Genomic DNA, 13,151 nt, shown 5'->3' with positions numbered 1-13,151 from the left:
TAAAAAACCTATTACTACTAAGCACCCTATTTTATATAACGACAAGGGTAAATTTAGAGTAATTTATGATCAAAACCGCATAAAGTATTTTTATCATATAAATGGTAGCATTCAACCACTAATAGAACTGGAATTATTATATAAGTTTAATAGATTATGCGAAACCTTTAAAAGAGAATTTTTAATTAAGAAAAATGATATCCTTATATTTAATAACAAAACAACTTTACATGATAGGAGTGAATGCTCATTTTTACTTACTCCAAAAGGTTTTGAAACTAGAGAAATATACGTGAGCTTCGCGTATTAAGGCTGCTTATGGATTATTTGAGAAAACTAGAGATATGTAACTTTAACCCTAATTATATTTTTTGGGAAGAGATGATTGAGTCTTTTAAATATCTAGAAGGGAATATTAATGATAAAAATATTTTGGATTTTGGTTGTGCCACTGGAGAGTTTCTTCATTTATTTGACAGTCAATATCCTGTTAATCGTGCAATTGGAATAGATATAGATTCAGAAAAAATAAAAAAATCAGTAGAAACACAGAAAATTAATTTTTTTGATGCTGAAATATTTGATTATAAAAAGCACGAAGAATATTTTGATTGTATATTTTCACAAGAAGTACTCTACACACTGCATGATTTAAATAAGCATGCAGAGCTCATTAAAAAAATATTAAAACCCAAGTCTTTTTATATAGCAACTATGGGTTGCCATATAGAAAACCCCTTATGGAGCCATAGAAGAGAAATAATTGCTAAAGAAGAAAAGTATCCAGTAAACGACTACTCCATAGACCAGGTTGCTTCCATTTTTTTCAAAGCAGGTTTTAGAGTAAGCATAAAACGTATGGATTTATCAGGATTTATTACATATGATCCAATTGAAACTAGAGAATTTAGCAATTCTCTTACTGAATTAGTTAATAGTACAATGAATCACAAATATATATTTATGTTTTACTTACCTCCAAAAAAATATTTATTGAATAATAATAGTGGTTTATACCACTGAGCGTCAACATAACTCTATGATATTGCTGATATATTTCTCAGAAAGTGATGGTGGCTCCAATCTTTCATAAAGAGCTATTAACTTATCTTCTTTAACTACTCTATTAGGTATTCTTTTATTGTTTCTGATTATACACTCTTCTAGTTTAGATTTCTTATATATAACATTGATTTTTAAATCTGAAATTTCATTTTTACTTATTTCTTTAAATAAGTCAGCTCTCATTTCTCTAGTATTAAAGAATGTACTATCCAAGAATACCTTATTAAAGCTTTTATCGTTTAAAGCTTCGTTTAAAAGCTCTATGTATAGTACATATAACTTTTGTCTTATATCATAGGTTCTTTCAAAACCAAAGATACTTTCTCTCAAGTTATCATCATTTAGAATAAGTACACCATCTAGCTTTAGTTTATCAAGGTATGTTGACTTGCCACTACCTGGTGCACCCACGAGTATTATAATGTTCATATATTAGCACTTACTTTTATAAAACTATCAAAATATAAATTATTACTTTTAATGTATTTAATAGAACGATTAAAGCCTACTCCTTGACATTTCGGACATGCCCTTTCAGAAATATCATTATTATATTCCACGTAGAAAACTAATCCTCTCCAAACTATTGAATCTCTTTTAAGTAATGATTTCGTTGGATAAAACCTATCAGTACAACCGTATAATATATAATCAAAATCTTTTTCAGAATACTCAGATAAAGCTGTATCAAAATCAAAAATATTCTGCTCTTGTAAATATTTAAATATAGGCTTTATCTTGAACTTTAGTAGATTAGATGGAATTAGATCTAAAACAAGCTTATTTTCAATCAATTTACCAGATGGATTTTCGCGAATACTTTCCAACGCAGCATGACTTGAAACATATTTATGTAAGTCACACATTTTACAAATAAAGTTGGATAAAGTAATTGATTCTGCGTCTATTAACTGTGGACTAACTGTATTATCCTTCAAATGATAAAATACTCTATTGGTTATTATCATTTTTTTACTCTTACTAAAAAAAACTCCACCTGCTAGCTGTTTAATAGTGTTTTTATCTCTTCCTACATCAATCCAGATATTAAACAAATTATTATTATTATTAATTTTTTTAATATCGTTCGCTTTTGAAACAACATTATCTTTTGTTAATAAGTAATACTTATCAACACCAATAAAAACTAGTATGTCAATTATCTTATTTATATATTCTATAGGGACCTTTTGAAAATGATAAACAGCATTTACAAAAGGATTTATTAAACAATCGTCTTCAGGTATGCTATCGATAGAATTATTAAATATATATCCTGCTAGTTTTTCTATACTGATATTATCAAAATATATTTTTAATTGTAAAAAATACTTATTATAAAAATATGATTTATCTGCATCACTCATTATTAGTAAGTTACTTAAGCTCTCATCATCAATACTTATATATTCTTCTGTTTTTACAAAATACTCCCTATTTAGTAGGTCAACATGTGTATTCTTTGATAGTAAATAATTATTGAACGACCCATTAAAAGTAATCTTGCCTCCCAATACACCAGAATAGGGCCCTACTTCTATTATATTATTCGCCTGACTAATAACATATGGGTTATGTTCAACTAATAATAAGGTGGTTTTATGATGAAGTTGGTATAAACTTAATTTATCCATTAAAACTAGAATTTCTTTCTTACCCAGACCCACAGTAGGTTCGTCCATGATAACAATTAAATTATCACTTGAGATGTTGCTAGATAAAAACTTACTTAGCTTTAACCTTTGACTTTCTCCACCACTCAGTGTTTTTACAGATCTACCTAAGCTCAAATGACCTAGTTGGAAATCGATTAAGTTATCTATTTCCATTGGATATTTTTTATATATATTCAATATATCTAACTCTTTAATTTTATATATAGGTATATTTAAAATATCATAAATATTATTATTATTTATCCTGAGCAGTTGAGCTTTGGGGCTGGCAGCCTCACCATTGCAGAAAGAACATATTTTATTATTAATAACACCAGCACCGAAACAAAAGTTACATTTACCTTCAGCTGTATTTTTAGAAAACCATGATTTTTTTATTTGTTGATTAGATTTAAATTTTTTATTAAAAAAATCTCTAATATAGTCATTAATATTTAAGAAAGTAGCCAAAGTTGAGGTTTTTGATTGACTCATTGGTTCTGAATCGAGATATATATATTCTAAATCCTTAGTTGATTTAGTTCCTAAAGTCTGGTTATCAAGATAGTAGTTAATTGCAGTTAGGATAGAAGTCTTACCTGATCCTGACACACCTGTTAGAACATTTATAGCGTTTTCAGCTAAAAAGATACTCTGGTTCTTAACGTTATTTATATTTAGATCATCTATATAAATATGGTTATACTTTATATCTTTATTTTTATTAAATAAACTGTTTCTATATGAACTAGAAACAACTTTATTATTTGATAGAACTATACTTTCATTACCGTTATCTTTACTACCAAGCTCAATAATTTGATCAGAATTGTTAACTAATAACTGAGAATGCTCGCTCATTACAACCAAATTATCTATTGATGCTTTTTGAATAACACTTATAAGCTGAAAAATATTGTAAGGGTGTAATCCCGAAGAAGGTTCATCTAGCACCATCATCTGTTGAGTTGTATCGAGCGTTATGCTTTTTAATATCCTTAGTCTTTGTTTTTCTCCATTACTTAACTCTGTTAATGGTGTGCTTAATCTATATTGTTCCAATGAAATATCTTTAAAAAAATTAATGTAATTTATTAGCTGAGTTTCATTAGGATAAAATACTTTGATTATTTTTTCTAAAAACAGAATATCATTGCTTTCTATGTCGTAGATATCAATATTTTTTATTTTAAGTGCACGAGCACTACTGTTAAATCCAGTGCCATTGCATTTATCACAATCCGAATACTTAATATAATTTATAAGACTTTTGTTTTTAAGGCTTATTATTTTTTCATATAAATACTCTTTAAATAAAGATTTTTTATTTTCTTCAAGCTCACCTAGTTTAATACTATCAGGTATCCCTTCTTTTTTTAGAAATTTCTTGAGGCTTGATTTACTTAGATAAATATATTTATAATACTTTCCATCAAAAGGTATATTTATACTATCTAATACAGATTTCTCTTCATTAAGTAAGCTATTTTCATTGAGTTTAGCTACCCGCCCATCTCCATTACAGGCTTCACATTTTCCAGAAAAAGGACTATCAAAATTTTTGATTAATAAGGATTTGTTTTTCTTTAAGGTTATATCTTCACAATAATCACATATCAATTCGTGATCTAAATTATGTACTTCTTTGTCAGTACTAAATACACAACTCTGAAAGTTTTTATCATCCACACTACCTATATTTATTTTACTATATCTTTTACTACCATGCTCTTTTTTTGTTATTTTGTAATCATCAACATCAAAGTAATAATTTCCATTTTTATCTAAATTAAAAATATCGTTTATATTGTTTTTCTCTAGGTATTTTTTTACTGCTTCCAAGTTGTTTTCAAAAATAGGCTTTTTACAACTTGGGCATTCTATAACAGACTCTCTAATCCAAAATCTTCTAACTGTATCGGCTAAACCTGAAAAAGTAAAAACACTAGAACTTTCAATAGCTTGATTCTTTTTTTGACTTAGATATTGCACGTTACTTATTTCATCAGAAAGATAATTAAAATCTTTCCTATGGAAGTTATTGTAATAATACTCCCCATCCTTATTTATAAGGCTTCTTCTTTCCAACTCAGATCCGAAAATTTCATATATTAGAGTAGATTTTCCAGAACCGCTACGACCTACTATTGTGACAATACCTTTGTCTATAGTTTGGACATTTACATCCTTCAAGTTATTTTCTTTTGCACCATAGACAAACATGAATAATTCTCCAACAGCAAGTTAATCTCTAAATCTAGCCATTTTTTAAGTATATAAGACTATACATAACATAATATAGAGTGATTCATAGATTAGAATACTCTTTATTGAATATTTTTTGGAATACAATAATTACAAACTAATCATTAAGTTAGTAGTAGATGACTATACCTCATGCAAATATAATTAGTAACTCATTATTTAGCGGTTATGAGTATCTACACAAATTTATAGTAAAGCTCAGTTAAAACTGTTATACATTAATTATCAAATCCAATTATTACCATAAAGATCATGACTTAATCAATAGATTTTCGTAGGCAAGTTCTCAAAAGTATAGATGAAGGTGTGACCTTTGCTTAAGCGGCTGAGTTCTATAATCTCAGACCAACTAAGAGACTTGTGCATAGCAAAACACCAGGCAAACTAAGCCCTATAAAATACCAGATAACTTGCTACTTAGTATTGTCAAAGAATATGCTAATGATTACCAGTATGAGCGAGCACGTCGTTTAAACTATAGTAAAACAGGCGTTTATCATGCCCTAAAGTGCCTAGGCATTAGTCAAAAAAAATACCTTAGAGCACCCAAAAACGTGTCCAATAAAAAGAGCGGCGTATCAGAGGAAGCTTGATAATTTTAAGCAGCAATGCTATTCCATTATTTATATGGACGAAAGTGGCTTTGATCACGAAAGTATTCATCCTTATGGCTCTGCACCGATTGGTAAGCCTTGTATTGATGGCTACAATTGGCAAGGTAAAAAGCGAACCAACGTCATTGGTGCTTTATATGAAAAGATGCTTTTTGCATTATATTACTTTGATAAAAATATTAATGATGAAATATTCTACGATTGGTGCAAACACACGCAGTTTCCAAGTCTTAGAACCAAATGCGTGATTGTCATAGATAACGCTCGGTTTCATAAAAGCAAACGTATCCAAGAACTACTGAACAGGCACGGCGATCGTATCCTATGGCTGCAACCATATAGCCCTAATCTAAAGCCTATTGATAAGAAATGGGCACGATTAAGATTTCTGCGCCAAGGCTGGATGCAAAATTACTTATCTAAATTATTTTATGACATTTTCCCTGACTATAACAATTTTATTTTGAACTGACTATATTATATAGATTCCATAGCAGTTGAGTAACGAGACTATTATTAATTTTGGAAGAGTAATCTAAGGAAGGAGAGGCTAACTACAAACCCAAAGCGATCAAATACTTTGTTTGATATAAATAATATATTACTTTCTGATAAAAAACATGATCTATTTAGGGGTCAAAACACTGTCAATTGACGGTGACTATATTACGAGTCATATATTATTTTGTCTTATAGTACGAGAAGATTAAAATTAAATAAAAAACCTTAGCCCTTTGACATAAATACCTATAGGCTGATATCATTTTTATAAACTTTATAGAAAATAGTCGCCCAATATTGCCAAGGTTGGGGTTTCCCGCTCCAAATATGGCTTAAAAAAGCACTAAAATCCCCACTCCTTAAATAAGAAGTAAGGATTTTTTTGTTTAATTTTCTAGAGTTATAGTCATATTTAGGGCGTGCCCTCAATTCAATCGATAGTTATCTAAATGGGTTAAAAATGGCTAAATTTTGCCAAACGGCGTCAAATAGCTTCTTAATCTCTCGATATTATCTGCGCTATTTTCCTTGTTTGACTGCAATTTATCTCATTTTTATCGCCATTTTTAAAATGAGGACATGCCCTAGTATTTGTAAGTTTATATCACATCTACATAATTAAGAGTAATAAGCGTTCTGTTGAAATATATAACGCTAAAATCAACCAGACTAAGGTGCTTGATTTTTTAGGCATGAAAATTTTTTAGACATGAAAAAGCCAAGACAAGCTTGGCTATTCTCATATATCATAAAGTCACTTGATTAGCATATCATAAGTTTATCTTGATAATTTTTACCGCGTAAACTACCGCTCTAACGATCAAACCCAACCCGCTTCCAAAAGCTGCTCAGTATTACTTATTTTGAATTCATGATATAGATTAAAAAATACTGCGGGGTCTTCAATATTATCGAGCAACTCGCGTTTATTGAGCGCCACAAACATCGCCAGTGAATAAGCCGCACAATGGATAGACTTTTTAGGATTAAACTCACGATCCGTAAAGGCTTGATATTGCATAACTTCTTCATGCAAATGCGGGTTTTGCTTTAGGGCATTCACATAGAGCCAATCATAAAATGTGGTCAATGGCTCTACGCTCCACTCCATGCCAAAATAATTATAGCCAATCAGTTCACCCGAGGTCATTAAGCGCTCGTCCTTTCTGGCTTGTCTTGGCGGCGCACTTAACAAGTCAGTATAGGGGCCACCATCCTCAAAAATCATACTGCTTTGAAAGGCATTTTCGACACTGTACTGCTGCCCATTTTGTTCATTTGTTAGCTTCAAGCTCAATGGACTCAGCGGAAAACTCAATTTATTACCAGACTTGCTCGATAGCTCAAGGACATGACTAAAGCCATACTTTTTGCGAATGACTTGATGCATATCATTGATGGATTTTTTCTTTTGGCGACTGGCAAACCCCACATGCCGCTCAAACCTAACCATGTCTGTTTTTACCAGATTGTCACTGTTGGTTCTCGGCATAAATACGGGTCTGTGTTCTACAGCATCTTGTCTTTGATCCACAGAATTCTGTGTTTGTTGCATAGCAATGTGCCTTATATCAATAGTCTTTTATAACTGATCTTGTATAAATATTCTTATATAACTGCTCTCATAAAAACTGACGTTAAAACGTATTGTCCTGACATCAATTTTACGGATAGCTACCTACTCAGCCGCATCTAATAACTTGTTAAGCGCCTCTACCATGGCATCATCTATGATACTGTCTTCCACATAGCTTATTACTTCGTCTATGGTGGTCAAATCCATTTCCCGAATACCCAAACTGGCTAGCTGCTCATTGATCGAGTCTAAACTGTCATTATCTTCAGTGTCGTCTAATAGACTCTCTTCAAATCTCCCTCTAACGAACCAGTACATTTTTTCTAGCACGGTTTCTTTTTTGGTTAAAGTAGAATAGCCATCACCATAAATAAACAAGTTGAAATGATAAGGTATCTCTAGCTCATTAATGAAAAAAGTGCGCTTACATTCTAGTGTATAGGCTTGAATGTCTTTGTCTTCAACGGATAGGTCTTCAGTGGCTTGGTCATCTTTATTATTTTCATCACTGTCTTCATCGTATTCAATCGCCTCCTCTATCAATCCACCTAGTATTTGATAGTCGCCCACTTTGATTTTATGGTTGTAAATGATAGAGGCGTCTGCGATTGCGTCGAAAATAATGGCACTGACATCTAACGTATGATCGTCAATATCATAGAAACTCTTTAGCGCGGGTAAAAACTCGGTCAGCTTTTCTTCAGGCACTGAAATAAGAAACTGCTGCTCATATATTTTAATCATGTCTTCAGGCGCATAGGTATTGGCAGTATTGGTCTCGTTTCTACCAGTTGGTTGCAAAGGTGCAAAATTATACGGGTTATAAGGATTAGTATCGGTCATTTGGGACGGCCTTTTTATTTGGGTATGCTGTGTTAAATGTTAATGCTACCAATTGATGAGTGATGTATCACATCCTACTCACACTGCGGCAGATCATACTCGATGCTATCAACCATCTCATGACTCTGTTCAATGATAAGTTGATAACCGTTAATCACGCCATTATACGGCAAGTAACCGTTATATTCTGCATAATGCGCAGCCAGACATTGTTGAATCACCAACTCACGCTTTGCCGCACTCATTTTGGCAATATTTTGCGGTAAATACGCAACAGCTTTACTGCTAGCCACGCCGCGCGACATCCAGTTAGCGCCCTCACTCCACTTAAAATAAATCTTGGCTCGCAAGTGATATTGCGGTAGCGGATAAGGATAATGCGCCAAGTCATATTGGATTTGCGCAATATCCTCTGCAAAGGTGTCGTACCTTATATCGAGCACGGATAATAGTGCTTTTAAGAATTCATGAGCAGTAAAGTAGCTATCAATATCTGTCACATTAAGTCCTAGTATGTCGCTAGACAATACATGACGCAGACGATTACAGGCAGATATGATGTGTTTTGGCGGATAACCCATGGCTTGGACAATATCTTGCGAACGTCGTTCACATTTCTCTATTTGGCTAACCGCCTCTTTTGCCAAAGGATGCCGCGGCGTATAACGATGAGTATATTTGCAAGGCCTGAGATTTTGGCTATTGATATGAGACATCAGTGACTCCTGAACTCCGACAACAATAAATAAAATAAACCCAAATAGGCAAGTCAAATCAGGCATGGGTAGCCTTGTCGGAGTACAGGCTCATGCGCTTTACCAGAATGGTTTTATATCGTGCTGGAAGTTGCAATGTTTGCTAAGTGATTATTGAAAAACTTGGCAAACCGTTAAACCCACGATAGTTTTTTAGTTCTTTATAATAGTAATTAATAAGGCCTTACTGCAAGGCTGATGGTATTTAATCTTCACCATGATATGTCGCGTCATCCATCCAGATAATGGGGTCTTCGCACAGATGAACCAAGTGATACCAAATATCTTCGATACGGTGATGACCACGCTCAAAATACTCCACTTCCCAGCTATCAGGTAAGTTGACCAACGTGCGTCTGGCGACGGCGACATCTAAGCATTCATCATCAACCTCAACCATGACTACTACCATCTCAGTATTCGAGGTCGGAAATGACAGTTTCATATCAGCCACGTCTGGTATGCGATCGGCTAAAACATCACTGGGATAAATGCAAGGCGCTATTAATAGCGCACGCAAATTGTATTTGTGGGCGAAATGATTGGCGAACCAGCCACCAAGTGAATGCCCTGCCAAGACCACTCGCGGATACTGCTTCATTTTTTCTAAAATTAACGCCTCATAAATATCGAAAATCTCGTTGAAATTATCTCGATAATTGACGGTTTGGCAGGTTTTGGGCTCACGGCTAATACAAGTATATTTAGTGGTTTCATTGCTTGAATCAAGACCGTGAAAGAATAGTAAAAATGTGTCATTATTTTCAATGGGAAACATCATGGCTTTTTCCTTTTCCTTTTATCATTGTGTCTTTTATTTATTAGCATTACTTTTATACTTCAACCATAGACCATAAACGCACTCAGCGACATCCATAGGAATCCTCGTATATCCAGCACCAAATGACACGTCATAGACCGCAGTCATCATCGCAAGAACCTCATCGGCGCTATCAGCACCCTCCTCAATCAGCATGTTAGCGATTTGTTCTGCCTCACTGCTGTACTCATCCCAAGTATCATTGTAATAACATCCCACAATACCAAAGTCATAACGATAAATCATATCGGTGATAGACCTCATCAAGCTTGCACTCGCGTGGTCATAATGTTCCGCCCATTGCTGGTATAACTGCTGACGTATGGGCAATACACAAGGTAAAATAGGACGATCTTTTGGATCATTCAGTTTATCGGCACTTACAACGTGTGAGGGCTTCATACCCTCCTCCCAGAGCAATGGATAGGATGACGAAAACATGCCTTTTTCACACACATTCAAACGCCATATTCCCCACATCTCCTTACTGGCACGACTCATGGTATATACAATAATTTGATTGATATAATCACTATTATAGATGATATGTTGACGATCAATTCTCACGCCTTGCTTGGGCAAGACATCGGTATAAGTGAGGGATATGTCACGTTCACTTGGTTCGGCAGCAACCACTACCTCAGAGCAATCTGAATCTCTCTTCATCAGCTCATAGGGAGCAAAAAAGCTCAATGTCTCATCGCTATTATTCACAAAGTAGATATCATCTTCATAGTTATCGATAGACTCTTTATGCAGATAAAATAACGGTATCTTTTGCTTGGTTTGCAAATCATTTTGAATTAATTCAGAAAGTTCTGACACCCCTGACCAATTTAAATTATCGATACGTTTTTGCTCAAAAGTGTTAGTTGTGTTTGTCATAATATTGTCCTTATTTTTTAATTTATTTTGAATATCAGTAGCTTGTAGTATTTTTAATTTTTTTTGATTCTCAGAGCAAATTTAACTCAGCCGAGCTTATTCGCCGCTTTTAGAGCAACGTTAAAAAGCAAAATGAGTGTTTCAATGATGATTTTAGAGGATATTTAAACTTATTTTTAACAAAATAAAATCTGTGCCATCATCGATATGACAGCTATAATTTATGAGTAGCTTGGGTTTAGTTGATTAGAAAAATAATGATTAATGCCAGTCAGAGTGTTGATATTTAACAGCAATAGCGAAGTTATAGGGTGAAGCGTTGCGCCTCGAGGGTTAACTCTATGTTGCTGTTTTCCTGACTGAATTACGTCCTAACTCAGTAACTATAATATAAAAATTGAGAAAGATAAAGCGTCTAATTAAAGCGGGCGACAACTGCTGTCGCTCAGCGGTATCGAATACTTAAGTTAAAAACATAATTTGGATTGAAGCAGAGTATAACTTGACCACTAAAGCGCTTATATTAAAAACCGTTCAAAATTATAACCTACTCAAATCTATCGACAACATTATAAATTTTATAGACAGTACACCCGTAATAAATGGACGACCCTTTAAAACTCACTATTATTAACTGCTCAATATTACTTATTTAGCGCAATCGCAGCCGACTTCAACCAAGCAGCTGCTTTACCTAAAGGACGCTGCTTGTGCCATACAATTTCTAAAGCCACTGGCCAATCATGATCGTTAAAGTCCAATATTGGCTCGACTAAAAAACCATTATCCAAGGCACTGGCTACCACATGTTCAGGCACGAATGCCCAGCCTAGATTGCGCTGTACCAGCTCAACGATAACCCACTGGCTCTCAACCCACCAGACATCAGATGCTATTCGCAACCGTGCTTTTTCTTCGCTATGGTTACGTGTTGCCACCATCAATTGCCGATAGCGTTTCAACTCCTCCCATCCCACTGGCTGACGAGCTAGCTCATGGTTCGGCGCGCACACCATTTTCATCGACACCCAACCAAGCCCATGAAAATTCAGCGCTGAAGGTAGTATCTCTTGACGCCACATAATGCCTAAATCGGCGCGATCTTCTAACACCAAGCGGCTGACATCTTCCATCAGCGGAAACAATAGCTCCAGCTCCACACTAGGAAATCGGCGCGAAAACTCTTCCATCAAGCCGCCCAACGTTGCTTCGGGATACAGCTCATCAACCGCCAGTACCAATCGGCTCTCTACTCCTTCGCCCAGACTTTTGGCCACCCCGCGAAAATGCTCACAACGCTCTAGTATCACTCGCGCCTCTACCAGTAAGCGCTCTCCAGCTGGCGTTAGGACTGGATAGCGTCCACTGCGGACAAATAAGCTGTTGTCCAAATCAATTTCTAAATTTGACACCGCCGTGCTAATAGCAGACTGCGCCTTGCCTAGATAACGGGCGGCGGCTGAGAAAGAACCGGTCTCTACCGTGGCGACAAAGGCTTGCAGTTGCTCTAATGAAAGGCTCATCTATCTAAAAATCCTATAGGTTCTAACTTGGTTATAATAGTTTAACAGATACAATAGGCGCGAAAATAACTGATTCAACTAGGAAGCTTCATGCGCACCGTGAAAGATCGTATTCGTCATACTTTGGGTTTTGAGATAATAGGTTTAATTATATTTGTACCGTTGGCAAGCTGGTTATTTGGCTTTGATATTCAGTCGATAGGTCTTATCGCCGTGGCTGCTTCGATTATCGCGACGTTGTGGAACTATTTTTATAACCTGTTATTTGACCACAGTATGCTGAAGCTACGTGGCAATGTACATAAGACGGTTCCACTACGGATGTTGCATGCCTTTTTATTTGAAGGTGGTTTGCTGTTATTATTCCTACCAATAATTGCGTGGCACTTAGGCATCAGCCTTTGGCAAGCCTTTCTCATGGATATTACAATGGCTACTTTTTACTTGGTACATGCTTTTGTTTATAACTGGATTTATGACAATGTGTTTCCTATTCCAGCAAACCATCTGCTATCTCAACGTAATGATGTGGTCGCCTAATAGCAATGAGCCGTGCTAAAGATTTATAGTCAATCCTATGTAAATCAGATACGGTGTCAGGCTCGCTTAGTCTACTATTTGTAGTACTTTCGCTTGCCTTCCTTGTATC

The 13,151-nt window shown here is 34.7% G+C and carries 12 protein-coding genes; 4 read left to right on the top strand and 8 right to left on the bottom strand.

Going from position 1 to position 13,151, the window contains the following annotated elements; translation table 11 throughout:
* Together JFC08_RS13050 and JFC08_RS13045 are read left to right on the top strand one after the other, a co-directional pair.
* The coding region (locus JFC08_RS13050) for a TauD/TfdA family dioxygenase (RefSeq protein WP_198331018.1) at nt 1–310 on the top strand (310 nt) is incomplete at its 5' end.
* A gap of 8 nt (nt 311–318) precedes the next feature.
* Nucleotides 319–1,023 carry a class I SAM-dependent methyltransferase gene (locus tag JFC08_RS13045; RefSeq protein ID WP_198331017.1) on the top strand — a complete coding sequence of 235 codons (705 nt, stop codon included), beginning with the start codon at nt 319–321 and terminating at the stop codon, nt 1,021–1,023.
* Between the two features lie 3 nt (nt 1,024–1,026).
* On the opposite strand, the gene JFC08_RS13040 is transcribed toward JFC08_RS13045, so the two are convergent.
* Nucleotides 1,027–1,494 (bottom strand): AAA family ATPase, encoded by a 468-nt coding sequence (locus tag JFC08_RS13040; RefSeq protein WP_198331016.1) that lies wholly within the window; start codon nt 1,492–1,494, stop codon nt 1,027–1,029.
* Entirely contained in the window at nt 1,491–4,943 is a 3,453-nt protein-coding gene (locus JFC08_RS13035; protein ID WP_198331015.1) for an ATP-binding cassette domain-containing protein, read from the bottom strand. Before JFC08_RS13035 ends, JFC08_RS13040 begins: the two co-directional genes overlap by 4 nt.
* Before the next feature lie 669 nt (nt 4,944–5,612).
* Here JFC08_RS13035 and JFC08_RS13835 point away from each other — a divergent pair.
* Nucleotides 5,613–6,071 carry a transposase gene (locus JFC08_RS13835; protein WP_227697789.1) on the top strand — a complete coding sequence of 153 codons (459 nt, stop codon included), beginning with the start codon at nt 5,613–5,615 and terminating at the stop codon, nt 6,069–6,071.
* An 849-nt stretch (nt 6,072–6,920) separates the two neighbouring features.
* On the opposite strand, the gene JFC08_RS13025 is transcribed toward JFC08_RS13835, so the two are convergent.
* From JFC08_RS13025 to JFC08_RS13000, 6 genes are all read right to left on the bottom strand, one after another.
* Entirely contained in the window at nt 6,921–7,634 is a 714-nt protein-coding gene (locus JFC08_RS13025; RefSeq protein WP_198331019.1) for a DarT1-associated NADAR antitoxin family protein, read from the bottom strand.
* Between the two features lie 144 nt (nt 7,635–7,778).
* Nucleotides 7,779–8,519 carry a hypothetical protein gene (locus JFC08_RS13020; protein ID WP_198331014.1) on the bottom strand — a complete coding sequence of 247 codons (741 nt, stop codon included), beginning with the start codon at nt 8,517–8,519 and terminating at the stop codon, nt 7,779–7,781.
* Between the two features lie 74 nt (nt 8,520–8,593).
* Nucleotides 8,594–9,235, bottom strand: a complete 642-nt coding sequence (locus JFC08_RS13015; protein WP_198331013.1) for a hypothetical protein — start codon at nt 9,233–9,235, stop codon at nt 8,594–8,596.
* 244 nt (nt 9,236–9,479) lie between these two features.
* A complete protein-coding gene (locus tag JFC08_RS13010; protein WP_198331012.1) occupies nt 9,480–10,055 on the bottom strand; it encodes an alpha/beta hydrolase in 576 nt (191 codons plus the stop codon).
* A 33-nt stretch (nt 10,056–10,088) separates the two neighbouring features.
* Nucleotides 10,089–10,979, bottom strand: coding sequence for a hypothetical protein (locus JFC08_RS13005; RefSeq protein WP_198331011.1), 891 nt, complete (start codon nt 10,977–10,979; stop codon nt 10,089–10,091).
* Between the two features lie 644 nt (nt 10,980–11,623).
* On the bottom strand, nt 11,624–12,502 hold the full coding sequence (locus JFC08_RS13000) for a LysR family transcriptional regulator (RefSeq protein ID WP_087816195.1): 879 nt from the start codon (nt 12,500–12,502) through the stop codon (nt 11,624–11,626).
* Nucleotides 12,503–12,592: 90 nt separating this feature from the next.
* On the opposite strand from JFC08_RS13000, the gene JFC08_RS12995 reads away from it, so the two are divergent.
* Nucleotides 12,593–13,042 (top strand): PACE efflux transporter, encoded by a 450-nt coding sequence (locus JFC08_RS12995; RefSeq protein WP_045445595.1) that lies wholly within the window; start codon nt 12,593–12,595, stop codon nt 13,040–13,042.
* The last annotated feature ends 109 nt before the right edge of the window (nt 13,043–13,151 follow it).

It is taken from the genome of Psychrobacter cibarius, assembly GCF_016107535.1.
In the GTDB taxonomy this organism is placed as follows: Bacteria; Pseudomonadota; Gammaproteobacteria; order Pseudomonadales; family Moraxellaceae; genus Psychrobacter; species Psychrobacter cibarius.
Note: the sequence above shows the minus strand (reverse complement) of the source record. Positions and strands in the feature narration are given on the sequence as shown.

What these genes read in the sequence shown, in the direction of transcription:
- JFC08_RS13015 (WP_198331013.1), bottom strand. Translation starts at nt 9,235, where the DNA reads ATGTCTCATATCAATAGCCAAAATCTCAGGCCTTGCAAATATACTCAT.
- JFC08_RS13000 (WP_087816195.1), bottom strand. Translation starts at nt 12,502, where the DNA reads ATGAGCCTTTCATTAGAGCAACTGCAAGCCTTTGTCGCCACGGTAGAG.
- JFC08_RS12995 (WP_045445595.1), top strand. Translation starts at nt 12,593, where the DNA reads ATGCGCACCGTGAAAGATCGTATTCGTCATACTTTGGGTTTTGAGATA.
- JFC08_RS13040 (WP_198331016.1), bottom strand. Translation starts at nt 1,494, where the DNA reads ATGAACATTATAATACTCGTGGGTGCACCAGGTAGTGGCAAGTCAACA.
- JFC08_RS13835 (WP_227697789.1), top strand. Translation starts at nt 5,613, where the DNA reads ATGGACGAAAGTGGCTTTGATCACGAAAGTATTCATCCTTATGGCTCT.
- JFC08_RS13020 (WP_198331014.1), bottom strand. Translation starts at nt 8,519, where the DNA reads ATGACCGATACTAATCCTTATAACCCGTATAATTTTGCACCTTTGCAA.
- JFC08_RS13035 (WP_198331015.1), bottom strand. Translation starts at nt 4,943, where the DNA reads ATGTTTGTCTATGGTGCAAAAGAAAATAACTTGAAGGATGTAAATGTC.
- JFC08_RS13045 (WP_198331017.1), top strand. Translation starts at nt 319, where the DNA reads ATGGATTATTTGAGAAAACTAGAGATATGTAACTTTAACCCTAATTAT.
- JFC08_RS13010 (WP_198331012.1), bottom strand. Translation starts at nt 10,055, where the DNA reads ATGATGTTTCCCATTGAAAATAATGACACATTTTTACTATTCTTTCAC.
- JFC08_RS13005 (WP_198331011.1), bottom strand. Translation starts at nt 10,979, where the DNA reads ATGACAAACACAACTAACACTTTTGAGCAAAAACGTATCGATAATTTA.